This is a genomic window from Allobosea sp. CCNWLY174 (genome assembly GCF_037120455.1).
Taxonomy (GTDB): Bacteria; Pseudomonadota; Alphaproteobacteria; order Rhizobiales; family Beijerinckiaceae; genus Allobosea; species Allobosea lupini.
Map to the genome: position 1 here is coordinate 897,458 of NZ_JBBBBQ010000001.1, position 23,696 is coordinate 921,153.

Genomic DNA, 23,696 nt, shown 5'->3' on the forward strand with positions numbered 1-23,696 from the left:
CAGCTGCGGCGGAACCAAGGCGGCGCCTCGACGTTGTCTGCGCAGTGGCGGAGGTGGCAATGGGCTTCAGTCTTCTGGAAATCTCGATCGTGATGGGGTGCATATCGCTGCTCGGCTTCCTGATCGCCGATAATCTGGCCTGATTCGATCCCACCGCAGGCGGGTCAGCCCGCCTGCATCAGCCGCCGCAGCCGTTCGCGGCCAGCGGCTCTGATGTGATCGCGGGCGGCAGCCTCCGCCCTGATCGGATCGCGAGCTTCGATCGCCGAGACAATCGCGTCATGCTCGGCATGGGCCTGTCCCGCCCGATCTGCATCGAGCAATGTCGAGGAGCCGAGCAGCGCACGCGCATCGCGCAGCGCGTTCAGGGCCTTCAGCAGATAGCGGTTATGCGCGGCGCCATAGAGTGCCGAATGGAAGCGCTCATTGTGACGCGCCAGCTCCTGCGGGCGGCTGAGCAGCCCAGCCTCGATCGCGTGCAGATCACGCAGCAGCGCGACATCGCCCTCGGAGGCGTGGCGCGCGGCGAAGGCGGCGACAGTTCCCTCCAACACCTCGCGCATCGCATAAAGCTCGGACACCGCCTGATGGTCGAGCGTCATCACGACGAGCGTGCGCGAATCGCGGGTGAAAAAGCCTTCGGCCTCGAGCCGGCGGACCGCCTCGCGCAAGGGCGTACGGCTCATCTCCAGACGGGTGGCGAGATCCTCCTCCCGCAGGCGCATGCCCGGCTTGAGCTCGCCGGCGTCGATCGCCTCACGCAGGCGCGCATAAGCCTGGCCCGCGAGCGAGCGTACCGGCTGGACATCGGCGAACACCGTCAAACTGCGCCCTCTCCCATTTCTCCAGGCCCGATGCCCTGATCGCCCGGCCCTGCGCCGAAATCAACGCTTGCCTCTGCGGCTCAATTCAGCATACTTCGGTATACTGAAAAATCAAAACAATGTGGGAGGCATCATGTTACGCCGGTTTCCAAGGTTCCTGCTCGCTGCCGCATTCGCCGCGCTGCCGGCCATCGCTGCGAAAGCGCAGGACTGGCCGAGCAAGGCAATCACCATGGTCGTGCCTTATGCCGCCGGCGGCGGCACCGACGTGATCGCGCGGGCGGTGGCGCAGAAGCTGCAAGATCGGCTCGGGGTCGGCGTCGTCGTCGAAAACCGCGCCGGCGCCGGCGGCAATCTGGGCACCACGGCCGCGGCGCAGGCCCCGGCCGACGGCTATACAATGCTGATCAGCAATATCGGCCCGATGGCTGTCAATCCGAGCCTGTTCAAGAACCTGAAGCACGACCCGGCCGAAGTGCTGGAGCCGGTGACGCTGATCGCCAAGGCGCCGCTGCTTCTGCTGGTCCACCCTTCGGTCAAGGCCAACTCGGTCGCGGAATTGGTCGCGCTCGCCAAGGCGCAGCCGGAGGGGCTGACCTATGGCACCGCCGGGCACGGCTCGGCCAACCACATCGCCACTGCGCTGTTCGAGCTGATGGCAGGCGTCAAGCTGAAGCACGCTCCCTATCGCGGCGCCGGCCCGGCGCTCAACGACCTGCTGGGCGGCCATATCCCGATGATGTTCGCGACGCTGCCCTCGGCGATCGGCCATGTGAACGGCGGCGGCCTCAAGGCGCTCGCCGTCACCACGGCCGAGCGGGCTCCGGCGCTGCCGCAGGTGCCGACGCTCGCGGAAGCCGGCGTGCCCGGGTACGAGGCGAGCGGCTGGTACGGCGTCTTCGTGCGCAAGGGCACAGCGCAGGCGATCGTCGACAAGCTGCGCAGCGAGGTCGCGACCATCATCAACCTGCCGGAGGTGCGCAGGAACCTGGAGCTGGAAGGCGCCCAGCCCATCGGCAATACGCCCGCCGAGTTCGCCGCCTTCGTCAAGGCCGAGCGCGAGAAGTGGTCGAAGGTCGTCGCCGAGGCCGACATCAAGATCGAGTGACGCCTCCTCGTCCCCTTTCCCTTTCATCACTTCCGGACTGACGCCGACATGACCGACGCAACCTCACCTGCCCTGCGCCTGCTCGTCCTCGAAGGGGATGGCATCGGCCCCGAGATCGCGGCGGCGACCTGCAAGGTGCTCGACGCGGCAAGCAAGCTCTTCGGCTTCGGACTCGCTTTTGAGCGTGCCGAGATCGGATTCGCGGCGCTCGCCAATCAGGGCACGACCTTCCCCGAGACCGTGCTCGCGGCGGCAAAACGGACGGACGGCGTCATCCTCGGCCCGGTCTCGCACAACGAGTATCCGCCGGCCGAGAAGGGGGGTCTCAACCCGTCCGGACAGCTGCGCAAGCGGCTCGACCTCTACGCCAATATCCGCCCGGCCCGCTCGCGCGAAGGTTTCGCGCCGCGCTGCGGCAAGCCGCTCGACCTCGTCATGGTGCGCGAGAACACGGAAGGCTTCTATTCCGACCGCTCGATGCATCTCGGCCCCGGCGAGATCATGCCGACGCCGGACCTCGCCATGTCGTTCCGCAAGGTGACGCGGCAGGCTTCCCTACGCATCGCCGAGAGCGCCTTTGCACTGGCCCGCCAGCGTCGGCGCAAGGTCACGGCCGTGCACAAGGCCAATGTTTTGCGCATCTCCGACGGGCTCTTCCTCGAATGCGTGCGCTCGGTGGCCGAGCGTTATCCCGATGTCGCATACGAGGAGAAGATCATCGACGCCATGGCTGCGCTGCTGGTGCGCGACGCCAGCGTCTTCGACGTGATCGTCACCACCAACATGTTCGGCGACATCCTCTCCGACCAGGCCTCGGAAATCTCCGGCAGCCTCGGCCTCGCCGCCTCGCTCAATGCCGGCGAAGATCACGCGGTGGCGCAGGCCCAGCACGGCTCGGCGCCTGATATCGCGGGTCGCGACCTCGCCAACCCGGCCTCGCTGATCGGCTCGGCCGCGATGCTGCTCGCCTGGCTCGGCGAGCGGCGGCAGGCCCCTGCCCTGCTGCAGGCAGGAGAGGCTATCGAGCGGGCGATCGACCTGACGATCAAGGCGCCGGAGCTGCGCACGCGCGATCTTGGCGGCCCGCTCGGTACGCGAGCCTTCGCGGAACAGGTTCTCGGCATGCTGGCAGAGGCCGCAGAGGCGGCCTGACTCTGGCGCAATCGGCGGTCCCACGGAGGTCATGGCCAGGCGGGAACGTCCCGCCTGCTCGCGGATTGAGAGGAGGCGCTGCCAGGTCCGGGGCGCGGCCGGAGCCTAACGATGCAGACTGCCGATCATTCCGTAACCGCGATCAAGCGCCTTGCCTGCGACCTCCAGAAATGGCCCTCTTCCCTGACTGCCAAGGCGCTCGCCCGTACGGCGAAACGGGCCGGCACCTGCGCGGACGAGCTCGCGCCCTATTTCGAGCGAATTCATCTGGCGGCCACCGATCTGCTGAAACCGGGCGGCAGGCCCGATCCGACCTATGCAGAACTGCGCCAGGCGGTGGCGATCCTCGACACGGTCGCCAAGGTCAGACGGCAGACAAAGAGCCGTCTGCAATAATCTGCCAGATCAACAGAAAAGCCCCCGGCTTTCGCCGGGGGCTCGTGATGTCGACCGGCCGAAGCCAGGATCAGATGTCCTGGTCGCCCTGCAGAGCGGCGACGGCCGCCGGGCCGAGGCCATCCTTGTTGTAGATGTCATCGCGGAACTGCACGCCGCCGTCGGGCGTGGCCCAGGCGGTGATGTAGACCCAGTAGCACGGCACCGGATTGGCGATGCGGGCATTGACGCGCTCGCCAGACGCAATGGTCTCGTCGATCTTGGCGCGATCCCAGCCGGGCGTCTCCTTGAGCAGGAAGGCGATGTAGTCGCGCACGTTCTGGACGCGGATGCAGCCCGAGGACACGAAGCGGTAATCGTCGCCGAAGATGCCCTTCGACGGCGTGTCGTGCATGTAGACCCCGTGCGGGCTCGGAATGTTGATGCGCACGAAGCCGAGCGAGTTGAACTCGCCACCCGGGTCCTGGCGGAAGGTGTATCGGGTCGCCTCGTCCGAGCGCCAGTTGACGCGCTCGGGCGGGATCTCGCCATTGGGACCGATGATGCGGATCTTGTTCTCGGTGAGGTAGGTCGGCTCCTTCTGCATCTTCGGGATCAGATCCTTGCGGATGATCGAAGCCGGAACCGTCCAGGTCGGGTTGAAGTTGACCTCGGGAATCTTGGTCTGCAGCAGCGGCGACTGGCGGTCGATCTTGCCGACGCCGGCGGCATGGCGGGTCGCGACATGGCCGTTCTCGACCGTCTCGACCGCAGCGGCCGGGATGTTGGCGACGACATAGCGGTTGCCGAGATTGCCCGACCAGGTGCGCAGGCGCACGATATTGGTCTCGAGCTGGCGGATGCGCCGGTCGACCGGCACGTTGAGCGCCGCCAGCGTCGCGCGGTTGATGCTGCCGGTGGTCGACAGGCCCATGCGCGACTGGAAGCGGCGCACGCCGCCCTCGACATAGGAATCGTAGATATTGCTGTCGCCGGCAGAAGCGTCGAGATCGCCGGTGATGATCAGCCGCTGGCGCAGGGCGACCACGCTCGGACCGCGCGAACCGACGGAAAGCCGCTCGCTGACCTGCAGTGTCGGCCAGCCGCCGCGCGCGGCGATCTCGCGATAAGTCTCGACGGCCTGCTCGGTCGCGGCCAACGCGGCCGGGGAGAGCATCGGGGTCGAAGAGCGGTGGACGGCGTTGCGCGAGCCGGCATCGTAGCTCTGGCGCCACTCGGCCTGCTGGGCGAAGGCCGGCAGGCTCGCGCCGGCGGCAGCAGTCGAGAGCAGGGCCAGAACCGTCTCGCGGCGGGTCAGGCGGATATTCGGCATCGATCGTTACCCCTTGGACTTCGCAATATCATCGGAGCGGGACGCGACCCGCCCCTTCGGCCGGGCATCTGCCACGGCCGGTCGCTGGGGACGATCCCTTACCACAGTTAACACGGTATGATGAGCGCGGCATTTTTGGGGCGGCGATGCGTCGCGCTCACGCGGGTTTGATCGCTGTGGCCGAAGGGAAATCACTGTTGCCGTAAAGAAACAGGCGCGCGCCCCGGCCGGGAGGCCGAAGCGCGCTGCGGGGGATACTGTCGAGACCGGGCCCTTGGCCCGGCGCTCAGAGCTTGTAGCGGATCTGGTCGGTCCAGAAGCGCTCGAGGCGCAGCAGGGCGTTGTTCATCCGCTCGAAATCGTCGGCCGCGATGCCGCCGATCTGCTCGACCGTGCGGACATGCTTGTCGTAGACGCCCTTGACGATGTGATGCACCTCGCGGCCCTTGTCGGTCAGGCTGATGCGCACCGAGCGGCGGTCGATCCGCGAACGGGCATGATGGAGGAAGCCGAGCTCGACCAGCTTCTTGACGTTGTAGGAGACGTTCGAGCCGAGATAGTAGCCGCGGGTGCGCAGCTCGCTGGCCGAGAGCTCGGCGTCACCGATATTGTAGAGCAGCAGCGCCTGCACGCTGTTGACGTCGTCGCGGTTGCGACGCTCGAACTCGTCCTTGATCACGTCAAGCAGCCGGCGATGCAGCCGCTCGACCAAGGTGAGGGACTCAAGGTAAAGCGGCTTCACCTTGAGCTGAACCTCGTCAGATGCGGCCGGCTCCACAGTCTTTACATTGCTCTTCATGGTAATATCCCGCCTGTTGATGACCGGCCAGGATTGTCTCCCGGTCCGCTTCTGAGAGACACCATAGGCGGAGCCGATGAAAACGAGTTTAAATATCAGGATGAATCAGGGATTTACCCATTTGGGTGAATCCGAAATGAACCGCAAATCCCTTAAGCTAAAGCGATTCTTACTATCGCCCAGCGTATTCGAGGCAGGCGTGCGTCTCAGGATTCCTGGTTCTCGGCGGCCCAGGTTGCGAGGAAATAGGCCAGCATCAACGCGACATAGGTGCCAATCAGCGCCGGCGACAATGTCAGCCAGCGCGGGAAGAAGAAGCCGAGCAGCAACTGGCTGACGGCGGCGAGCAGCCAGAGCACGCCGCCCCAGGTCGCGGTCAGCCAGAGGCCGACGCCGGCGACGAGATCGAAGACCGCGAAATAGACGGTGATCGCCTGGAAGGTCAGCGGGCGCGTCTCGAAAGCGGGGCCGGGCTCGAACACCAATCCGAGCCCAAGGATCGTCATCCAATGCATCAGGCCCTTGCCGATCCAGACCACCGAGAGCAGGCGCAGCAGCCAGACCAGCAGCAGGCGCCAGCGAACCCGGCGCTTCACCTCACCCGCCTGCCCCGGGCCGCGCAGAACCTCGCCGTCGCGTATCGTCATTTCAGCCGCCCAGCGCCAACTCGGCCGCGCCGAGCGGAGCGAAATAGGCCGCCACATCTGCCGGATCGAGCTCCTCCAGCGTCCGCGGCCGCCAGGACGGGGCCTGGTCCTTGTCGATCACCACGGCGCGCACGCCCTCGTAGAAATCATGGCCATGCGGGATGCGCGAGACGATGCGGAATTCGAGCTGCATCGCCTCAGCGAAGCCGAGCGAGGCGCCGCGGCGCATCTGCTCGAAGGCGATGGCGACGCTGGTCGGCGACTTCGCCCGGATCGTGGCGAGCGTCTTGGCGGCGAAGGAATCGCCAGCCGCTGCCTTCGCGTCGAGCCGGCCGAGGACATCCGGCAGTGTCGCGGCGCCGAAGCAATGCGCGATCGTCGCGCGCTCCGGTGCGAGCTTGCCCGGCCCGGGATCGACCGCGAAACCGGCGATCGTCGCATCGACAGGCTCGGAGCCGGTCAGGGCCTCGGCGAGCTCGGCCATGCGGGCCGAGGGAACCGCATGCGTCGCCAGCCCGAGCGCGAGCGCATCGGCCTGGCCGACGCGGTCTCCGGTCAAAGCGAGATAGGTGCCGGCGTGATCAGGCAGGCGCGGCAAGGCATAAGTCGCACCGACATCGGGAAAGAAGCCGATGCCGACCTCGGGCATGGCGAAGAGCCAGCGCTCGCCGGCAACACGGTGGCTGCCATGCAGGGAGAGGCCGACGCCACCGCCCATGACGATACCGTCGACCAGCGCGATGTAGGGCTTGGGATAGCTCTGGATCCGGGCGTTGAGGATGTATTCCTCTCGCCAGAAGGTCAGCATCTCGTCATGCTGACCGGCCTTGCCGAGATCGTGCAGGCTGCGGATGTCCCCCCCGGCGCAGAAAGCCTTCTCGCCCGCTCCGGTGACGACGATGCGTGTCACGGCAGGATCGTGCTCCCAGGCATCGAGCGCCTTGGCCAGCTCGCGCACCATGGGAAGATTGAGCGCGTTCAGCGCCTTCGGCCGGTTGAGCACCACGAAGCCGGCGCTGCCGCGGATGTCACAGATGATCTCGGGCGCGTCCGACATGGCGTTCTTTCGTCTCGTGCGGCTTGAGGGCGTGTTTGGGCGCTGGCCGGGTGGCTGTCAACGCGGAGCGCTGCACGATGCGCCTGGGTGAAAGCACGGCCGGAGCCGGGTTGGGCCATGCGACCATCGCGCCTGTTTTGGACGCCTTCCGATATGCTAAGGGATCGCCGGCAAGCCACTATCGCATTCACGGCGGAGGCGTCGATGACTTCCCGGGCACAGCCCCTCTCCGCGCCGCGGGCCGCAAGCTCCGCAGCCGATTCGCTCGGCCTCACCCGCCGCATGCGCCGCAACCGCAAGGCCGAGTGGTCGCGCCGGCTGGTGCGCGAGAACCGCCTGACCAGCGACGACCTGATCTGGCCGATCTTCCTGATCGATTCCGCGGAAGCCGTCTCGCCCGTCGCCTGGATGCCGGGCGTCGATCGTCTCAACATCGACGAAGCCGTACGCCAGGCCGAGGCGGCGGCCACGCTTGGCGTCCCCGCCATCGCACCTTTTCCTTATGTCGACCGGACCTTGCGCGACGCGACCGGCTCGGAAGCGCTGAACAGCCGCAACCTGATGTGCCGGGCAGTCCGTGCGATCAAGGCGGCGGTGCCGCAGATCGGCATCATCTGCGACGCGGCGCTCGACCCCTATACCTCGCATGGCCATGATGGCGTGATGGATGGCGAGCGCATCCTGAACGATGCCAGCGTCGGCATCCTCGTGCGGCAGGCGCTGGCTCTCGCCGACGCAGGCGCCGACGTGATCGCGCCGTCCGACATGATGGACGGGCGCGTCGGCGCGATCCGGGCCGCGCTCGACGCCGGCGGCCACGAGGACGTGCAGATCATGGCCTATTCGGCCAAGTACGCCTCGGCGTTCTACGGCCCGTTCCGCGACGCGATCGGCACCAACGCCACGCTGATCGGCGACAAGCGCACCTACCAGATGGACCCGGCCAATAGCGACGAGGCGATCGCCGAGGTCGCGCTCGATCTCGAGGAGGGCGCCGACATGGTGATGGTCAAGCCCGGCCTGCCCTATCTCGACATCATCGCGCGGGTGAAGGACACGTTCTCGGTGCCGACCTTCGCCTACCAGGTCTCCGGCGAGTACGCGATGATCATGGCGGCGGCCAATAATGGCTGGCTCGACGGCGACAAGGCAATGCTGGAGAGCCTGCTCGCCTTCAAGCGCGCCGGCGCCGACGGCGTGCTGACCTATTTCGCGCCGAAGGTCGCGACGATGCTGAAGGAGCGCGGCTGAGCTAGGCCGGCAGGCGATAGACCGAGACGTGCGAGCGTGAGTCCGCCGTGAAGGGCGCCCCGTTCCAATCGGCATGCCGGCTTTCAAGCGCAAAGCCGGCAAGCTCAGCCATCAGGTCGAGCTCCGCCGGCCAGATGTAGCGGTGCGGCGAGCGGAATAGCTCCGCCTTCTGGCCCTCGCCAAAGCGGACATGGTGCGAAACCAGCTGCTGATTCAGCACGTCATAGGTATCGAGGCCGATATAGCCGGCCTCGGACTGCCAGACGACGGCCTGTTGCCCGGGCGGCAGCTTGCGCAGCTCCGGCACCCAAAGCTCGATCACGAAGCAGCCTCCGGGCGAGAGATGGCGCGCCGCATTGCGAAAGCAGGCCACCTGCTGCGCCTGCGTGAGGAGGTTCGAGATCGTGTTGTAGACGAGGTAGACGAGCGAAAAGCTGCCGGGACAAGTCGCCGTCGCCATGTCGCCGCGGACGACGGGAATCGTGGCTTCATCGACCTTGGCCCGCAGCTCGGCGATCATCGCAGGCGAGAGCTCGATGCCCGCCACCGGCACATTCCGCTGGGCGAGCGGCACGGCGACGCGACCGGTCCCGATCGCGAATTCGAGTACCCTGCCGCCTTCCGCCAGTTGCGCCAGTCGTTCGACCGCCGGATCCAGCACCTCCGGCGAGAACATCCCGGTCCCCGGCGTGTCATAGGTCCTGGCCGCGTCGGCGTCCCAGATCTCGTCCTGCTGCATGCCGGATGTCCCGCTGCGTGCCCGTGCTGGCTGTGCTCCAGCGCGGATCGGATGTGCATCGTCCTGTCGATTTATCAAGCCCTGCGATTGCTCGCCCGGCGCGCGTGCCGCGAGTTCCAACCTCCTGGTTCTCGCGCTAGCGTGCGCCACGATGCGCGCCCTGTTCACGTCGATTCTGCTCTGTCTCGCGCTCGCCGCCTGCGGGCGCTTCGATACCGATCAGATTCGCGCCTGCCGGCTCGCGATCCCGGCGCTGAACCCGACCGACACCGTCATCACCATCGAGGGCACCGGCAGCGGCCCGCGTGCCGACATCCTGCGGATCGTCTACCGGGCGCAGGCGCCTGACGAGCCCCCGCGGCAGCGCACCATCGACTGCATCTTCGCCGGCGAAGGCACCGCGCTGCAGCGCGGCGCGCTGGCAGGCCTCGCCTCCGACGGCGTGCCGATGACCGATGCCAGCTTCCTGCTGCTGCGGCGCTTCTATCTCGAATACAAGGCGGAGCCGCCCGTCGATCCCGGCATGTCGCCCGGGGCCGATCTCCTGACCGTGCCGCCCGGCCTCGCCTATGGTCTGCAGCAGGGCCTGGCCGCCCTGCCCTCGGCCGCGATCTACGCGCTGCTCGCCAGCGCCTATGCGCTGATCTACGGGCTCAACGGCCGCATCCTGCTGACCTTCGGCGAATTCTCGGCGCTTGGCGCACTCGCCGCGGTGGTCGGTGTGGCGCTGACTTTGTCGCTTTCGGTCTCGACGCCGGTCTCCGGCCTGTTCATCGCCTTTGCCGTCGCGATCGCCGTCAGCGCGCTGCACGGCTTCGCCATGGGCCGGTTCGTGCTGCGCCATCTCGATAAGAGCAACGGCCAGCAGGTGCTGATCGCGACGATCGGGCTCGCCATCGCGCTGTCGGAATACCTGCGCCTCGCGCAGGGGGCCGAATTGCGCTGGCTGCCGCCGGTGTTCAACGAGCCCATGCCGCTGGTGCGGGCCGAGCAGTTCATCGTCACGGCGACACCGGTCTCGCTCGCCATGGCCGGGCTCGGCTTCTGCGCCGCGACCTGCCTCATCCTCTATCTCGCCCGCTCGTCCTATGGCCGGGCCTGGCGCGCAGTCTCCGACGATGCCAGGACCGCCTCGCTGTTCGGGATCGATCCGCGCGCAGTGCACGACCGGGCGCTGATCATCGCCTGCGCCATCTGCGGCGCGGCCGGCGTCATCGTCACGGTGATCTATGGCGGCATGGGGTTTTCCGGCGGCTTCACGCTCGGCCTCAAGGCACTCGTCGCCGCGGTCCTGGGCGGCATCGGCTCGGTGCCCGGCGCCTGCCTGGGCGGCCTCGCCATCGCCGCCTTCGAGGTGCTGTGGTCGGCGACGATGCCGCTCGAACAGCGCGACATCGCAGTCTATAGCTTGCTCGCCGTGACGCTGATCCTGCGCCCCGGCGGCTTCTTCGGCGACGGCGCGCTGACGCCGCGCCAGGTCTGAAAAAAACGACACGACGGGGTAACGGATGGGCAGCGGCTTCGCGATCAGCTTCGCCGATATCGAGGCGGCTGCGCAGACCATCGCAAGCCATGTGCTGAAGACGCCGCTGATGCCGGCGCCGCGCCTGTCGGCCCTGACCGGCGCGGTGGTCTTCGTCAAGCACGAGAACATGCAGGCGACCGCCTCCTTCAAGGAGCGCGGCGCAGTCAACAAGCTGCTGAGCCTCACGCAGGACGAGAGGCGTCGCGGCGTTATCGCCATGTCGGCCGGCAACCATGCCCAGGCCGTGGCCTATCATGCGCGGCGCTTCGGCATCCCGGCGACGATCGTCATGCCGGAGACGACGCCGCTGGTGAAGGTGGAGAATACGCGTGCCCATGGCGCCGAGGTCGTGCTGTTCGGCGAGACGCTTTACGAGTCCACGCAGAGGGCGCGCGAGATCGCCGCGCAGAAAAGCCTCGTTTTCGTCCACCCCTATGACGACGCGGCTGTGATGGCCGGCCAGGGCACCGTCGCGCTGGAAATGCTGCGCGAGGTCCCCGAACTCGACACGCTGCTGATCCCGCTCGGTGGCGGCGGCCTTATGGCCGGTAACGCCATCGCCGCCAAGGCGCTGAAGCCGTCGGTCGAGATGATCGGCGTCGAGGCGGCGCTCTATCCCTCCTTCCACAATGCCGTCGATGGCGCCGACCTGCCGATCGGCGGTGCGACGCTGGCCGAGGGCATCGCGGTCAAGACCGTCGGCGCACAGACCCTGCCGGTGGTGAAGGCGTTGGTCTCCGACATCGTGCTGGTGAGCGAGGACCTGATCGAGCGCGCCGTCAATGCCTGCGCGACGCTGCAGCACACCCTCGCCGAAGGCGCGGGCGCCGCCGGCCTCGCGGCTATGCTGAAGGAACCGGAGCGCTATCGCGGCCGCAAGGTCGGCCTCGTGCTCTCGGGCGGCAATATCGATGCGCGCCTGCTCGCGGCGATCATGGTACGCGAGCTCGAGCGCGAGCAGCGCATCGCCGCCTTCCGCCTCACCGCCAGCGACCGGCCAGGGCTGCTCGGCAAGGTCGCGAGCCTGTTCGGCACGCTCGGCGCCAACATCCTGGAGGTCAGCCATGGCCGGCTCTTCCTCGACGTTCCCGCCAAGGGCGTGATGCTCGACGTCACCATCGAGACTCGCGACGAGGCGCACACCGCCGCGATCGAAGAGGCGTTGCGCCAGGAAGGCTTCGCGCCGCGGCGGATTTACCCTCGCGGCCTTGCGGAACCGGCCGGCTGATCAAACATTATTGTCCGGTGGGCCATCCTGGCCCCTGAGCAATGAGGAATTCAACGTCGATGTCGAACCCGTCCTATCGCCAGCCGCCGATCGTCGCGCTGGAGGACCGGCCGCTGCAGGATACGCGCGGCGTGCTCGGGTCGCGCCTGTTCGCCTGGATCGGCGACGTCGTCGTGCTGTTCATCTTGGGCAGCATGGTCTGGTTTCTGCTCGCCATCCTCGGCATCGTCACCTTCGGCCTGACTTGGCTGCTGATGGGCGGCGCGACGATCGCGGTCGCGCTCGGCTATGCCGCGATCACCATCGGCGGGCGCAAGCAGGCGACGCTCGGCATGCGCATGGCCGGCCTGCGGGTCGAGACCGCCTCTGGCGGCCGGCCCGATGCGCTGGCTGCCGCCGTGCACGCGCTCTTCTTCTATGTCGCGGCTGGCACGGTCGGCCTCTGGTTCCTCGATGTCGCCTGCGGGCTGGTCCGCGAGGACCGGCGCCTCGGCCACGACATCCTGACCGGGCTCGTGGTGGTGCGCGCCTGAGCCGATCTCAAAAGCGATAGCGCAGCAGCAGGCCGATGCGGGCCAGCGGCGGGATCAACGAGAAGAACTGCATCGTACAGCGTGCCGGCCACGACATGCGAGCGATCTGGGCGGGATCGTAACCATCAGGGTCGTAGGCCGTCATTTCGGTCACCAGCTCCAGTCCCGGCACCTGCCGCTCGAGTTCGCAGGGATCGTCGAGCGACCAGTGCAGCGCCGCGCCGGTCGCCTTGATCGAGGGCTGCATCGCGATCAGCTTGAGGCCGAACGGACTATAGGCGTCGAAGACGATCTCCCCGCTCGGGGAGCGCTGAACCAGCCGCTCCAGCAGCAATGGCACCTCTTCTTCGGGCAGATAGAGCAAAAGCCCCTCGGCCACGATCATCGTCGGGCGATCCCGCGGCAGCCCGGCGATCCAGCCTGGCTCCGTCACCGACGAGCCGATCAGATGATAGCCGTCGCGCGCCGGGTAGAGCTTTTGCCTGAGCGCGATGACATCCGGATAGTCGATGTCGTACCAATCGACACCGGCCGGCGGATCGATCCGGAAGACGCGGCTGTCGAGCCCGCAGCCGAGATGCAGCACCAGAGCTTCGGGGTGCCTGCCGAGAAAATCGCGTGTCCAGCCATCGAGCGCATGAGCACGCATGGCGAGGCCGACCATCAAGTCGCGGTTGACCTTGAGCCTGGCGAAATCATAGTCGATGTGAGTTGCAGCCTCGGCGGCGAAACGATCCTTGAGCAGGGAATCGGGCAGCAGGCTCTCGCCGGCCTTGGCCCAGAGCGTGATCAGCAGGGTTTCCTTCTCGCGGGTCAACGCGACCGTCTCGGCCTGCATCGCATCACCCCCGCCTCTGGGGTCTCAAGGGAATCCCTGCGAGCGCAAGCTAGCACTGATTCAGGGGTTATCCCATGCGGAGTGGCCGCTCCCGGCTTCCCGCTTGTTGCCGCCGCACCGGCTGCTAAACTCAGGTTCAATTCGGCGGTTCCGGAGCCTGCCTGACGTGACACGTCCCTTGCGGGATGCCCCGCAATTCTACCTGACCTCGCCGACGCCCTGCCCCTACCTGCCGGGCCGCGAGGAGCGCAAGGTGTTCACCCATCTCGTCGGGGCGCGGGCGCGCGACCTCAACGACGTACTCTCGCAAGGCGGCTTCCGGCGCTCGCAGAGCATCGCCTATCGGCCGGCCTGCGAGACCTGCCGGGCCTGCATCTCTGTCAGGATCGTCGTCGCCGATTTCCGGCCCTCGCGCACCTTCCGCAAGATCCTCTCGCATAACAGCGACCTGATCGGCGAGGCGCTGCCGCCGCAGCCGCGCTCGGAGCATTATTCGCTGTTCCGCGGCTATCTCGACGACCGCCATCCCGATGGCGGGATGGCGACGATGTCGGCGCTCGACTTCGCCATGATGGTCGAGGACACCCATGTCGAGACCAGCCTGATCGAATACCGTCGGCGCAGTCCTGACAGCGGCTTCACCGGACGAGGCCAGGGCGACCTCTTCGCCTTCGCTTTGACCGACCGGCTGAGCGACGGGCTCTCCATGGTCTATTCGGTCTATGACCCCGCCCTCGAAGCCCGCTCGCTCGGCACCTTCATGGTGCTGGAGCATATCGAGCGCGCCCGCAAGCTCGGCCTGCCTTACGTCTATCTCGGCTACTGGGTCGAGGGCTCGCCGAAAATGGCCTACAAGGCCCGCTTCCTGCCGCAGGAGCGGCTGATGCCGCAGGGCTGGGAGCGCGTGGGCTGACAGGTCGGCGCGTCATTGTCGGGCGAAGCGAAGCGCAGACCCTAGAATCTCAGGACGAGAAGGCGCTGACAGGAGCCCTTCTGGCATGAGATGCTCGGGTCAAGCCCGAGCATGACGAAAGTCACGATTTAAATCGTTTAATGCGCGCGACTGCGCTGCAAAATCCGCACTTGCCTGCTGAGCCCCCGCTGCGCAAGGTGCCCGCAAGGCCGCCGAAACGGCCGCACCGGAGGAACCATGACGGACACGCTGACCGAGCGCCTCGAACGCTGCTACACCGGCATCATCCACGATACGATGCGCGCCATGGGGCTGAAGGACTTCACCTTGCCGCCGGCGCTGCGTCCGCTGCTGCCCGGCGTGAAGCTCGCCGGCCCGGCCTTCACCGTCGAGGGCAAGACCGGCGAGTTCGATGCGCACGAGACCCTGCTCGGCTGGACCGGACTGCTCTCCGCCGCCAAGCCCGGCCATGTCTGGGTCTGCCAGCCCAACACCGAAGAGGTCGCGCTGATGGGCGAGCTCTCGGCCGAGACGCTGAAGAACAAGGGCGTGCGCGGCTGCGTCATCGACGGCCTGTCGCGTGACACCGAATTCATGGTCGAGATGGGCTTCCAGGCCTATTTCAAGGCCTATACCCCGCGCGATATCGTCGGCGTCTGGCTGCCCAAGGCGGTCGACGAGCCGATCAAGATCGGCGACGTCTGGATCCGGCCCGGCGACTACATCCTCGCCGACCGCGACGGCGTCGTCCGCATCCCCCTGGAGATCATCGAGGAAGTGCTGGAGAAGTCCGAGACCGCGATCTCGGCCGAGAACAAGGTGCGCACCGCGATCCTCGCCGGCACCGACCCGCAGCAAGCCTATCTGCAGTTCGGCAAGTTCTGATGTCCCAGCACGATCCCCGCCTGATCCTGCTAGACCCGCGCGACAACGTCTTCGTCGCGCGCACCCGCCTGCCGGCAGGCGAGCCGATCGAGACCGGCATGGGCCCGGCGGTGATCGACCGCGACATCGCGCTCGCCCACAAGATCGCCCGGCGCGCCATCGCGGCCGGCGAGAAGATCCTGAAGTACGGCGCGCCGATCGGGGTGGCGACAAAGGCGATCGCTGCGGGTCACCATGTCCATGTCCAGAACATGAAGAGCGACTACACGCCGACCTATCATCTCGAGGACGAGCGCAAGGCGGGAGCGGCGGAATGAGCGGACTGCAAGGCTATCTCCGCAGCGACGGCCGCAAGGGCATCCGCAACGTCGTCGCCGTCGCCTATCTGGTCGAATGCGCCCACCATGTCGCGCGCGAGATCGCCCTGCCATGGCGCGAGCATGAGGTGCACGCCATCGGCTTCCCGGGCTGCTATCCCAACCCCTACGCCGAGAAGATGATGGAGCAGCTCTGCACCCATCCCAATGTCGGGGCGGTGCTGCTGGTCTCGCTCGGCTGCGAAAGCTTCAATAAATATGCGCTGGAGCGGGCGGTGCGCGCCACCGGCCGGCCGGTGAAGACCATCGTGATCCAGGGCACCGGCGGCACCCGCGCCTCGATCAAGGAGGGCCGCGGCTGGGTCGAGGAGCAGCGCATCGCGCTCGACGCTGCCGAGACCGTGCCGATGCAGGTCAGCGAACTGGTGATCGGCACCGTCTGCGGCGGCTCGGACGGCACTTCCGGCATCACCGGCAACCCGGCGGCTGGCCGCGCCTTCGACCAACTCATCGCCGAGGGCGCCGCCTGCATCTTCGAGGAGACCGGCGAGTTGATCGGCTGCGAGCACATCATGGCGGCCCGCGCGATCACGCCCGAGCTCGGTGTCGAGCTGGAGAAATCTGTGGCCAAGGCAGCGCGCTACTATGCGACGCTCGGCTACGGCTCCTTCGCCGCCGGCAATGCCGAGGGCGGGCTCTCGACCATCGAGGAGAAGTCGATGGGCGCCTATGCCAAATCGGGGGCGTCGCCGATCTCCGGGCTTCTGAAGCCAGGCGACGTGCCGCCGCGCGGCGGGCTCTATCTGCTCGACGTGGTGCCGGACGGCGAGGTCCGCTTCGGCTTCCCCAACATCAACGATAATGCCGAGATCGCCGAACTGATCGCCTGCGGCGCGCATTGCGTGCTGTTCGTCACCGGCCGCGGCTCGGTGGTCGGCTCGGCGATCTCGCCGGTGGTGAAGATCTGCGCCAATCCGGAGACCTATCGCCGGATGAGCGACGATATGGACGTCGATGCGGGCCGTATCCTCGAGGGCCGAGCCAGCCTCGACGAGGTCGGAACCGAAATCCGCGATCTCGTCGTCTCGCTGGCTCAGGGCGGGCGGACGAAGTCTGAGGAGCTCGGCCATCAGGAGTTCATCCTGACCTATAAGAGCTTCGAGCCGCTCGGCCCGGCCTGCCTGCCGGCCGCATAAGCCAAGTTGCCTTGCAGCCATCCTTGCCCCCTCCCCGAGCCCGGAACTAGCCTTGAGTCACCGGGGACGGGCAGGATCGAGATCACGGCGCTCGCGTCACCGCGCTTCTCGCACAATGCGCTGATCGATCTCGGGCTGGCGATGCCGAACTCGACCAGCCAGGGCCGCACCCTGCCCAACGCCATCATCGGCCCGTTGACCATGGCGGCGCTGGAGCGCGCCATCATCGCGCAAAGCGCCCTCAACCGGCGCGCCGACGCCAACAAGGCACGCAGGCACGGTGCCGCCGTTCGCTAGATCGACGCTCCTGGCCTCATAGGCCCGGGATCACCGGGACGCCCGATATCAGCAGGAGTAGCCATGGTTGTCGCAATCGCTCCCGGCACCGCCACGATCACCGCCAACAAGGGCTTCCTGGTGACCTACAAGCTCGGCGACCACCGCAACAATCCGTTTCCCTTGCGTCAGACCAATGGCGTGACGCATTCACCGAACGTCCTGCACACGGCGCGGCGGGACGACGGCTTCATCGCCTATTTCGTCACCAGGGAACGCGGCACGACGGTGCATCATCTGGCACGGATCGGCTGGCACATCATCTGGCATGGCATGCTGGGCTGGGCCACACCGACCGCCAAGCGGACAGTCGCCATGGTGACGTCGCGCATCGATATCGGCTAGCCGACCACCGACGCCGTCGACAACACCGCTTTCCCGAAATCAGCCGCGATCGCAAAAAACCCGCAGCGGCCGACCTGCAACGACGGCACCGCCTTCGACAGGGGCTATGGATCGGGCGCGCGCGAGCCGGTGCGGGTTGAATCGACTGCGCGCACCGGCAACCTGCCGAGCGTCTTCTTCCCAGCGCCGTGGATCGTCACGCGGCCGGCTCAGTCCAGCTGGTCGTCCAGGTCTCGCTGAGCGTCGCCCTGGGCGTGCGCAGGAAAATGCGCAGATCGGTGCTCTCGCCGGGCCGGAGCGTGACATCGACGATGACGCGGAAGCCTTTCGCCGCGAAGTTCGGATCGATGGTCGCCCGGGCGACCGTGCCGGTCGACACCGTCGCGACCACGGAGACGCGCTTGGGGTCGGACAGATAGTATTCGAGATCGCCGGCGTTGAAGTCGACAATGAAGCGCCGCTTCGCCAGCCCTGCGGCCGCGTCGAGCTCCTCGCGAGCGGCGATGCTGCTCTGGACTTGCGCCATTGCGTGCAGGGTCTCGGTCGTCGACACCGTGGTGATGCGATAGCTCAGCTCGGTCGGCTGGCCGCTCGGCAACGGCGTCTTCGGCGTCCAGCAGCAGACGATGTTGTCGAACTCCTCGCCCTGGGTCGGGATCTCGATCAGGTCGACGCGGCCCTCGCCCCAGTCGCCCGACGGCTCGATCCAATAGCCGGGGCGGGCGTGGTAATGCGCCTCCAGATCTTGGTAGTGGCCGAATTCGCGGTCGCGCTGGATCAGGCCGAAGCCGCGCGGGTTGCGATCGTGGAAGGACGAGATCGTCAGCGCCTGCGGATTGCGGATCGGCCGCCAGATCCATTCGCCCGCACCGGTCTTCAGCATCAGCCCGTCGGAATCGTGGACCTCGGGCCGGAAATCGGTGCGTTGCTCCCGGTCGCCCTCGCCGGCGAGGAACATCGAGGTCAGCGGCGCGATACCGATGCGCTCGATCGTCCGGCGCGGCACGATCGTCGCCGTCACGGCGACGCTGGTCTGCTGACCGGGGGTGACGACATAGCGGAAGGCACCGCTGACGGAAGGCGAATCCAGCAAAGCGTAGATGACGAGATCGACGCTGTCGGGCTGCGGCTTATCCAGCCAGAGCGCGCGGAAGAACGGAAACTCCTCGGCCTGCTCGCCACCGACATCGAGGGCGAGCGAGCGAGCAGAGAGACCATAGCGGTGGCCGCGTCCCAGGAAGCGGAAATAGCTGGCGCCAAGGAACGAGATAACCTCGTCCTGCACTTTCAGATCATTCAGCGTCGTGGTGACGGCGAAGCCGGCGAAGCCGAGCGAGACCGGCAGCTTCTGCGGAACCTGGGCCTTGCCATACTCGAACAGCGCCATGTTGAACGGCAGCGGAATCGCATTGCCGTCGCTGATCACATGGATCGGTACAGGCTTGTCGTGCAGGAAGCCGAGGTGGAATAGGTGAAGGCGGTAGTCAGAGCCGCCATCCTGCCAGAGCGCCTTCTCGCGCCGGAACCTGATCTCGCGATAGCTGTCATAAGTCAGCGATGTCAGCGCATCGGGAACGGCGGGGGCGCTGGTGTCGAACGGACGGGCCGCGAGCTCGCGGGCCTGGCGGACGACATCCTCATAGCCGAAATTGCCACGCCGTGGCTCGACAGGCGGCGCGGCGGCCGGCGGGCGGCCATCCTGGGAGCGGAGGGGCGTGGCGAGCCAGATCGAGCCCAAGGCAGCCAGCAACGTCCGGCGCGACAACCCAGTTACTGCATCGACGACTAAACGCCTGTGCGCGTCAGATCGGCTTGTCATCATGCTCCGCATCGTGGGCTGTGTCGATGGCCGCAGAAGGACGGCAACCTGCCAACGTGAGCCGGGCGAGGATGTTCCGCCCGCGACGACCAAAGCCATATATCTTTGGTTGTATAAATATAAAACTGCAATCTAAAGATTGCCCTTTTGACACTTAAATACTGGCGATTCTTCGGCCGGCTTAAGACTAAATCAAATGGCGCTGGGTAAAGTCTGGCAGGTCCCGCAAACGTGATACTTCGCCGGAAGCCACGCCGATGCTCAACACTCTGACCCGCATGCCCGCGGACATGTCGTCGGACTCCCGACGCAAGCTGCTCAATGCGGTGACGGATTTGTTCCTGCTTGACACCGACCCGAGCGAGGAATCGAAGGATCACTACGGCGACATCGCGCTGCGCTCGTTGCCGCATCTCGATGCCGACGGCCGCCGCGAATACGCTGACTCCGTTGCCGCGACCGGAACGCTACCGCGGCAAGTGGCGGTGACGCTGGCGAACGATGCGGATGCCGACGTGGCGCGGCTGGTGCTCAAGCTCTCCCCGGTCCTGACCGACACCGACCTCGCAGCCATCGCCGTCAGCCAGACGCAAACCCATCTCGCGGCGATCGCCGAACGCGCCCGCCTGTCCGAAGGCGTGACCGATATCTTGGTCGAGCGCGGCGACACGACGGTGCTGCGCACGGTCTCCGGCAATGAAGGGGCGCAATTCTCCGACCACGGCTTCGACCGGCTGCTGCAACGCGGCGGCGACGATGCGGGCGTAGGCGAAGCACTCTCACGTCGCTCCGACCTGTCGCCGCAGCGGGCCCAGCGCGTGCTGCGCATCGTGGAGCAGATCTCCGACCAGTCCGAGCGCAACGAGGAAGCCGAGACCCTCGCGAAGCAGGCGCGCCAGCAAAGGCTCGAGGTCAAGCTGCTGCTCTCGGACCTGCGCGCGAAGACCCGCACGCTCGACGACGTCGTCACGATGCTGGCGGAGGAGGATCGCGCCTTCCACCTCGCCCAGGTGATCGCGACCAGCGCCGAGGTCACCAACGAGCAGGCGCTGCGCGTGCTGATGCAGCGCGACGTCAGCGGCATCGCCGTGCTGGCGCGCATACTGGAACTCGGCAAGCACAGCTTTCACGCCATTCTGGAGCTGCGCGCACGACGCCTCTATTTTAAGGCCAAGGACATCGAGGACGATCTCAAGGACTATGAGCAGCTCGACATGGCTACCGCCGAACGGACGATGCGGTTCCTGCGTCTCAAAACCAAGCTGAGCTGACGACCTGGTGTCGCGCCACAAAAGCGCGACAATCCCACCTTCACCTGCTATGCCATGAGCATGATCCCGGTCATCGGCACCGCACGCATGAAGCTACTTTCAGCCGGCGCAGCCTTGGCCGCGCTGCTCGCGACCGGCGCCCCGGCGCAGGCGCAAGCCTTCCTGCCGCTCTCCGGCTTCGGCGTCCTGCCCTCCTTCGCCTGGTCGCAGCCGACCCTGTCGCCCGGCGGCGTCAAATGGGAAGGCTCCTATGCCCGCATCTCCAGCGGCTTCCAGGTCACCAGTTCGAAGCATTACGGGACGTCCGCCGGACCGGTGATCGGGCTGGAAGCCGGCAAGATGTGGCGCGACGGCGACTTCGTCTACGGCATCGCCGGAGCGCTCGAATTCTCGCCCGCCTTCGGCGGCTACGCCAATCCCGGCTTCAACCGCGCGACCTATACCCGCGACATCGCCGGCGCGTTCCAGGTCAAGGCCGGCGTGTTCGCGACACCGGACGTGCTGCTCTACACCACGGTCGGCCTGGCGGCAGCCGACGAGACCTTCCGCTATGGCGCGACCTCGTTCTCGGCGCCGTTCTCGCGCTCCGACATCGCCGTCCGGCCGGAGGCGCGCGCCGGCGTCGAATGGGCGGTCACCGACAAGATAACGCTCGGACTCGAAGTCGGCGTCGTCGGGCCTGCGATGCGCTGAGGATGCGATTCAAGACGCTGGCGAGTTGATTCAAGCTGTCGCCCTAAGCCTTTGAAGTACCGTCATTCTCGGACGAAGCGAAGCGCAGCCGCGAGAATCTCGTGACGGTACGGCCAAGGCAGCCGCTTCAGGCCTGAGATGCTCGGGTCAAGCCCGAGCATGACGTCCTGCATCAGCCCCCGAACTTATTGTTCTTCGGGAAGCCCTTGGGCGGCAGGCGGCCTGCCTCGGCGCGGTGGCCGAGCCATTCGAGCAATTCGGCCTGCGCCACCGTCCAGGTCCGACCGGAGGTGTCGAGCCAGGTCAGCCCATCCTCCAGCTTGAAGACCTTGGCGTCCGACAGGCCGCCATCCTTGTAGCGCTGCAGCCTGACACCCTTGCCGCGCCCCATCTCCGCAACCTCGGAGAGCGGGAAGCAGAGCAGCTTGCGGTTCTGGCCGATGATCGCGACATGGTCGCCTTCGGCCGGCACCGCCAGCATCGCCTCCATCGGCGCCTCGACGTTCAGCACCTGCTTGCCCTTGCGGGTGTTGGCGACGACGTCGTCGGTCGGAACGACGAAGCCGCGCCCCTCGGTCGTCGCGACCAGCAGTTTCAGGCCCGCCCGGTAGGGGAACGCGGCGACGATCTCGGCGCTCTCCTCCAGCTCGATCATCAGCCGGATCGGATCGCCGAAGCCACGCCCACCGGGCAGCTTCGAGGCTTCCAGCGTGAAGACCTTGCCGTTGGTCGCCATCACCAGGATCTTGGACGTCGTCTCGCTGAAGAAGGCGGTGCGTAGACCGTCGTCCCCCTTGAAGGACAGGGTCGAGAGGTCCTGGACATGGCCCTTCAGCGCCCGGATCCAGCCCTTCTTCGAGATCACCACCGTCACCGGCTCGCGCTCGACCATGGCCTGGGTCAGGTCGATATCGGTGGTGTCCGGCATATCGGCGAAAGTGGTGCGGCGCTTGCCGATCGCCGTCTCCGGGCCGAACAGCTTCTTCACCTCGCGGATGTCCCAGGAGATGGTCTTCCACTGCTGGGCTTCGGAGGCGAGCAGCCCCTCGATCTGGCCCTTCTCCTGGGTCAGCTCGTCGAACTCGGTCTTGAGCTGCATCTCCTCCAGCTTGCGCAAGGCGCGCAGGCGGGTGTCGAGGATGGCGTTGGCCTGGACCTCGTTGAGCGCGAAGACCTTCATCAGCTCGATCTTGGGCTCGTCCTCCTCGCGGATGATTTTGATCACCCGGTCGAGATCGAGATAGACGATCAGGAGGCCCGCGAGGATTTCAAGCCGCTTGTCGATCTGGCCGAGACGGAAGCGCGAGCGCCGCTGCAAGACCTCGCGGCGATGGTCGAGCCAGGCCCGCAACGCTTCAGCCAGGCTGAGCACGCGCGGCACGACGCCGCCTGTCAGCACGTTCATGTTCATCGGAATGCGCGATTCCAGCTCGGAGAGCCTGAACAGCGATTCCATCATCAGATTGGCGTCGACATTGCGGGCGCGCGGCTCGATGACGACGCGGATGTCCTCGGCCGACTCGTCGCGCAGGTCCGCGACCAGCGGCAGCTTCCGATCGCCCAGCAATTCGGCGATCTTCTCGATCAGCCGGCCCTTCTGGACCCCGTAGGGGATCTCGGTGACGACGACGAACCAGGTGCCGCGCCCCTGGTCCTCGACATGCCAGCGCGCCCGCGTGCGGAAACCGCCACGGCCGGTGCGATAGGTCTCGGCCATCGACGAGCGCGTCTCGACGATGATGCCGCCGGTCGGGAAGTCCGGCCCGGGCACGAAGGTCATCAACTGCTCGGACGTCGTGTCCGGATGCTGGATCAGATAGAGCGCCGCGTCGCAGAGCTCGGCGGCGTTGTGCGGCGGGATCGAGGTCGCCATGCCGACCGCGATGCCCTGCGAGCCGTTGGCGAGCAGGTTCGGGAAGGCGGCCGGGAGCACCATCGGCTCCTCGTCCTCGGCATTGTAGGTCGGACGGAAATCGACCGCGTCCTCCTCGATGCCGTCGAGCAGGAGGCGCGCGACCTCGGTCATGCGTGCTTCGGTATAGCGGTAGGCAGCGGCGTTATCGCCGTCGATATTGCCGAAATTGCCTTGCCCGTCGATCAGCGGGTAGCGCTGGGCGAAATCCTGGGCGAGGCGGACCAGCGCGTCATAGACCGACTGGTCGCCATGCGGGTGAAAGCCGCCGATGACGTCGCCGACGATCTTGGCGCATTTGCGGTGGACGACGTCGGGGTTCAGGCGCAGGAGGCGCATCGCATAGAGAATGCGGCGATGGACCGGCTTCAGCCCGTCGCGCGCATCCGGCAGGGCGCGATGCATGATCGTGGAGAGCGCATAGGCGAGGTAACGCTCCTCGAGCGCGCTCTTCAGATCGACGCGTTCGGCTTCCTCCTCCGGAGGCGGCTCGACGGGTTTGCCCATGCTTCTATCAACCTAGTTCGACACGCAGCCCAGAAAAGGGGCCAACACCGGTCCATACCTCGCGAGCCGAGGGAATAAGGGCCCGAATCACTT

Annotated in this window: 24 protein-coding genes; 15 read left to right on the forward strand and 9 right to left on the reverse strand. The window is 66.6% G+C overall.

The features are described from left to right. Positions 1 to 164 precede the first annotated feature (164 nt). Positions 165 to 818 carry a GntR family transcriptional regulator gene (locus V7S63_RS04370; RefSeq protein ID WP_336529664.1) on the reverse strand — a complete coding sequence of 218 codons (654 nt, stop codon included), beginning with the start codon at positions 816 to 818 and terminating at the stop codon, positions 165 to 167. A 139-nt stretch (positions 819 to 957) separates the two neighbouring features. On the opposite strand from V7S63_RS04370, the gene V7S63_RS04375 reads away from it, so the two are divergent. The 3 genes from V7S63_RS04375 to V7S63_RS04385 all read left to right on the forward strand — a co-directional run bounded on the left by V7S63_RS04375 (position 958) and on the right by V7S63_RS04385 (position 3,480). Next, positions 958 to 1,932, forward strand: coding sequence for a Bug family tripartite tricarboxylate transporter substrate binding protein (locus tag V7S63_RS04375; RefSeq protein WP_336529315.1), 975 nt, complete (start codon positions 958 to 960; stop codon positions 1,930 to 1,932). A gap of 48 nt (positions 1,933 to 1,980) precedes the next feature. Further along, positions 1,981 to 3,084, forward strand: a complete 1,104-nt coding sequence (locus tag V7S63_RS04380; protein ID WP_336529316.1) for an isocitrate/isopropylmalate dehydrogenase family protein — start codon at positions 1,981 to 1,983, stop codon at positions 3,082 to 3,084. Between the two features lie 111 nt (positions 3,085 to 3,195). Beyond that, the gene (locus tag V7S63_RS04385; RefSeq protein ID WP_336529317.1) at positions 3,196 to 3,480 is read left to right on the forward strand and encodes a hypothetical protein; all 285 of its coding nucleotides are present in this window, start codon (positions 3,196 to 3,198) and stop codon (positions 3,478 to 3,480) included. A 70-nt stretch (positions 3,481 to 3,550) separates the two neighbouring features. Here the strand turns inward: V7S63_RS04385 and V7S63_RS04390 are convergent, their stop codons facing one another. The 4 genes from V7S63_RS04390 to V7S63_RS04405 form a co-directional block, all read right to left on the reverse strand. Then, positions 3,551 to 4,792, reverse strand: coding sequence for a L,D-transpeptidase family protein (locus tag V7S63_RS04390; RefSeq protein ID WP_091830113.1), 1,242 nt, complete (start codon positions 4,790 to 4,792; stop codon positions 3,551 to 3,553). A 286-nt stretch (positions 4,793 to 5,078) separates the two neighbouring features. Further along, positions 5,079 to 5,591 carry a transcriptional regulator LdtR gene (gene ldtR, locus V7S63_RS04395; protein ID WP_057192211.1) on the reverse strand — a complete coding sequence of 171 codons (513 nt, stop codon included), beginning with the start codon at positions 5,589 to 5,591 and terminating at the stop codon, positions 5,079 to 5,081. A gap of 206 nt (positions 5,592 to 5,797) precedes the next feature. Further along, the gene (locus V7S63_RS04400; protein ID WP_100963087.1) at positions 5,798 to 6,238 is read right to left on the reverse strand and encodes a DUF6163 family protein; all 441 of its coding nucleotides are present in this window, start codon (positions 6,236 to 6,238) and stop codon (positions 5,798 to 5,800) included. A gap of 1 nt (position 6,239) precedes the next feature. Continuing rightward, positions 6,240 to 7,295: an enoyl-CoA hydratase/isomerase family protein gene (locus tag V7S63_RS04405; protein WP_336529318.1), complete on the reverse strand. Its 1,056-nt coding sequence runs from the start codon at positions 7,293 to 7,295 to the stop codon at positions 6,240 to 6,242. A 204-nt stretch (positions 7,296 to 7,499) separates the two neighbouring features. Between V7S63_RS04405 and hemB the strand changes: the two genes are divergently transcribed. Beyond that, complete coding sequence (gene hemB / locus V7S63_RS04410; RefSeq protein ID WP_336529319.1) at positions 7,500 to 8,546, forward strand: porphobilinogen synthase; 1,047 nt, start codon at positions 7,500 to 7,502, stop codon at positions 8,544 to 8,546. A 1-nt stretch (position 8,547) separates the two neighbouring features. Here the strand turns inward: hemB and V7S63_RS04415 are convergent, their stop codons facing one another. Next, the gene (locus tag V7S63_RS04415) at positions 8,548 to 9,285 is read right to left on the reverse strand and encodes a class I SAM-dependent methyltransferase (protein ID WP_336529320.1); all 738 of its coding nucleotides are present in this window, start codon (positions 9,283 to 9,285) and stop codon (positions 8,548 to 8,550) included. 151 nt (positions 9,286 to 9,436) lie between these two features. Here V7S63_RS04415 and V7S63_RS04420 point away from each other — a divergent pair, with 151 nt between their 5' ends. From V7S63_RS04420 to V7S63_RS04430, 3 genes are read left to right on the forward strand one after another with little or no spacing between them, the layout of a single operon-like run. Further along, positions 9,437 to 10,768: a branched-chain amino acid ABC transporter permease gene (locus tag V7S63_RS04420; RefSeq protein WP_336529321.1), complete on the forward strand. Its 1,332-nt coding sequence runs from the start codon at positions 9,437 to 9,439 to the stop codon at positions 10,766 to 10,768. A 25-nt stretch (positions 10,769 to 10,793) separates the two neighbouring features. After that, positions 10,794 to 12,038, forward strand: a complete 1,245-nt coding sequence (locus V7S63_RS04425) for a threonine ammonia-lyase (RefSeq protein ID WP_336529322.1) — start codon at positions 10,794 to 10,796, stop codon at positions 12,036 to 12,038. A gap of 59 nt (positions 12,039 to 12,097) precedes the next feature. Then, positions 12,098 to 12,571 (forward strand): RDD family protein, encoded by a 474-nt coding sequence (locus V7S63_RS04430; RefSeq protein WP_158673520.1) that lies wholly within the window; start codon positions 12,098 to 12,100, stop codon positions 12,569 to 12,571. 7 nt (positions 12,572 to 12,578) lie between these two features. Here the strand turns inward: V7S63_RS04430 and V7S63_RS04435 are convergent, their stop codons facing one another. Next, positions 12,579 to 13,409 carry a class I SAM-dependent methyltransferase gene (locus tag V7S63_RS04435; protein ID WP_336529323.1) on the reverse strand — a complete coding sequence of 277 codons (831 nt, stop codon included), beginning with the start codon at positions 13,407 to 13,409 and terminating at the stop codon, positions 12,579 to 12,581. A 166-nt stretch (positions 13,410 to 13,575) separates the two neighbouring features. Here V7S63_RS04435 and V7S63_RS04440 point away from each other — a divergent pair, with 166 nt between their 5' ends. From V7S63_RS04440 to V7S63_RS04465, 6 genes are all read left to right on the forward strand, one after another. Next, complete coding sequence (locus V7S63_RS04440) at positions 13,576 to 14,322, forward strand: arginyltransferase (protein WP_336529324.1); 747 nt, start codon at positions 13,576 to 13,578, stop codon at positions 14,320 to 14,322. A 237-nt stretch (positions 14,323 to 14,559) separates the two neighbouring features. After that, positions 14,560 to 15,207, forward strand: a complete 648-nt coding sequence (locus tag V7S63_RS04445; RefSeq protein WP_091830132.1) for an RraA family protein — start codon at positions 14,560 to 14,562, stop codon at positions 15,205 to 15,207. Further along, positions 15,207 to 15,524, forward strand: a complete 318-nt coding sequence (locus V7S63_RS04450) for a UxaA family hydrolase (RefSeq protein WP_336529325.1) — start codon at positions 15,207 to 15,209, stop codon at positions 15,522 to 15,524. The genes V7S63_RS04445 and V7S63_RS04450 overlap by 1 nt, the downstream gene beginning before the upstream one ends. Beyond that, positions 15,521 to 16,720, forward strand: coding sequence for a UxaA family hydrolase (locus tag V7S63_RS04455; RefSeq protein WP_336529326.1), 1,200 nt, complete (start codon positions 15,521 to 15,523; stop codon positions 16,718 to 16,720). Before V7S63_RS04450 ends, V7S63_RS04455 begins: the two co-directional genes overlap by 4 nt. A 141-nt stretch (positions 16,721 to 16,861) precedes the next feature. Continuing rightward, positions 16,862 to 17,017 (forward strand): hypothetical protein, encoded by a 156-nt coding sequence (locus V7S63_RS04460; protein ID WP_167561521.1) that lies wholly within the window; start codon positions 16,862 to 16,864, stop codon positions 17,015 to 17,017. Positions 17,018 to 17,080: 63 nt separating this feature from the next. Then, positions 17,081 to 17,401 carry a hypothetical protein gene (locus V7S63_RS04465; protein ID WP_336529327.1) on the forward strand — a complete coding sequence of 107 codons (321 nt, stop codon included), beginning with the start codon at positions 17,081 to 17,083 and terminating at the stop codon, positions 17,399 to 17,401. A 196-nt stretch (positions 17,402 to 17,597) separates the two neighbouring features. Here the strand turns inward: V7S63_RS04465 and V7S63_RS04470 are convergent, their stop codons facing one another. Further along, on the reverse strand, positions 17,598 to 19,151 hold the full coding sequence (locus V7S63_RS04470) for an OpgD/OpgG family glucan biosynthesis protein (protein ID WP_336529328.1): 1,554 nt from the start codon (positions 19,149 to 19,151) through the stop codon (positions 17,598 to 17,600). A 326-nt stretch (positions 19,152 to 19,477) separates the two neighbouring features. Between V7S63_RS04470 and V7S63_RS04475 the strand changes: the two genes are divergently transcribed. Together V7S63_RS04475 and V7S63_RS04480 are read left to right on the forward strand one after the other, a co-directional pair. Continuing rightward, positions 19,478 to 20,491: a DUF2336 domain-containing protein gene (locus tag V7S63_RS04475; protein ID WP_336529329.1), complete on the forward strand. Its 1,014-nt coding sequence runs from the start codon at positions 19,478 to 19,480 to the stop codon at positions 20,489 to 20,491. Between the two features lie 54 nt (positions 20,492 to 20,545). Further along, positions 20,546 to 21,184 (forward strand): outer membrane protein, encoded by a 639-nt coding sequence (locus V7S63_RS04480; RefSeq protein ID WP_336529330.1) that lies wholly within the window; start codon positions 20,546 to 20,548, stop codon positions 21,182 to 21,184. 172 nt (positions 21,185 to 21,356) lie between these two features. Here the strand turns inward: V7S63_RS04480 and parC are convergent, their stop codons facing one another. After that, complete coding sequence (parC, locus tag V7S63_RS04485) at positions 21,357 to 23,603, reverse strand: DNA topoisomerase IV subunit A (protein ID WP_091830144.1); 2,247 nt, start codon at positions 23,601 to 23,603, stop codon at positions 21,357 to 21,359. Between the last annotated feature and the right edge of the window lie 93 nt (positions 23,604 to 23,696).

Coding starts and splice junctions, on each gene's coding strand:
- V7S63_RS04455 (WP_336529326.1), top strand. CDS start 15,521: ATGAGCGGACTGCAAGGCTATCTCCGCAGCGACGGCCGCAAGGGCATC.
- V7S63_RS04415 (WP_336529320.1), bottom strand. CDS start 9,285: ATGCAGCAGGACGAGATCTGGGACGCCGACGCGGCCAGGACCTATGAC.
- V7S63_RS04385 (WP_336529317.1), top strand. CDS start 3,196: ATGCAGACTGCCGATCATTCCGTAACCGCGATCAAGCGCCTTGCCTGC.
- V7S63_RS04405 (WP_336529318.1), bottom strand. CDS start 7,295: ATGTCGGACGCGCCCGAGATCATCTGTGACATCCGCGGCAGCGCCGGC.
- V7S63_RS04400 (WP_100963087.1), bottom strand. CDS start 6,238: ATGACGATACGCGACGGCGAGGTTCTGCGCGGCCCGGGGCAGGCGGGT.
- ldtR (WP_057192211.1), bottom strand. CDS start 5,591: ATGAAGAGCAATGTAAAGACTGTGGAGCCGGCCGCATCTGACGAGGTT.
- V7S63_RS04425 (WP_336529322.1), top strand. CDS start 10,794: ATGGGCAGCGGCTTCGCGATCAGCTTCGCCGATATCGAGGCGGCTGCG.
- V7S63_RS04445 (WP_091830132.1), top strand. CDS start 14,560: ATGACGGACACGCTGACCGAGCGCCTCGAACGCTGCTACACCGGCATC.
- V7S63_RS04480 (WP_336529330.1), top strand. CDS start 20,546: ATGAGCATGATCCCGGTCATCGGCACCGCACGCATGAAGCTACTTTCA.
- V7S63_RS04375 (WP_336529315.1), top strand. CDS start 958: ATGTTACGCCGGTTTCCAAGGTTCCTGCTCGCTGCCGCATTCGCCGCG.
- V7S63_RS04430 (WP_158673520.1), top strand. CDS start 12,098: ATGTCGAACCCGTCCTATCGCCAGCCGCCGATCGTCGCGCTGGAGGAC.
- parC (WP_091830144.1), bottom strand. CDS start 23,603: ATGGGCAAACCCGTCGAGCCGCCTCCGGAGGAGGAAGCCGAACGCGTC.
- V7S63_RS04390 (WP_091830113.1), bottom strand. CDS start 4,792: ATGCCGAATATCCGCCTGACCCGCCGCGAGACGGTTCTGGCCCTGCTC.
- V7S63_RS04380 (WP_336529316.1), top strand. CDS start 1,981: ATGACCGACGCAACCTCACCTGCCCTGCGCCTGCTCGTCCTCGAAGGG.
- V7S63_RS04465 (WP_336529327.1), top strand. CDS start 17,081: ATGGTTGTCGCAATCGCTCCCGGCACCGCCACGATCACCGCCAACAAG.
- hemB (WP_336529319.1), top strand. CDS start 7,500: ATGACTTCCCGGGCACAGCCCCTCTCCGCGCCGCGGGCCGCAAGCTCC.
- V7S63_RS04435 (WP_336529323.1), bottom strand. CDS start 13,409: ATGCAGGCCGAGACGGTCGCGTTGACCCGCGAGAAGGAAACCCTGCTG.
- V7S63_RS04475 (WP_336529329.1), top strand. CDS start 19,478: ATGCTCAACACTCTGACCCGCATGCCCGCGGACATGTCGTCGGACTCC.
- V7S63_RS04450 (WP_336529325.1), top strand. CDS start 15,207: ATGTCCCAGCACGATCCCCGCCTGATCCTGCTAGACCCGCGCGACAAC.
- V7S63_RS04420 (WP_336529321.1), top strand. CDS start 9,437: ATGCGCGCCCTGTTCACGTCGATTCTGCTCTGTCTCGCGCTCGCCGCC.
- V7S63_RS04460 (WP_167561521.1), top strand. CDS start 16,862: ATGCCGAACTCGACCAGCCAGGGCCGCACCCTGCCCAACGCCATCATC.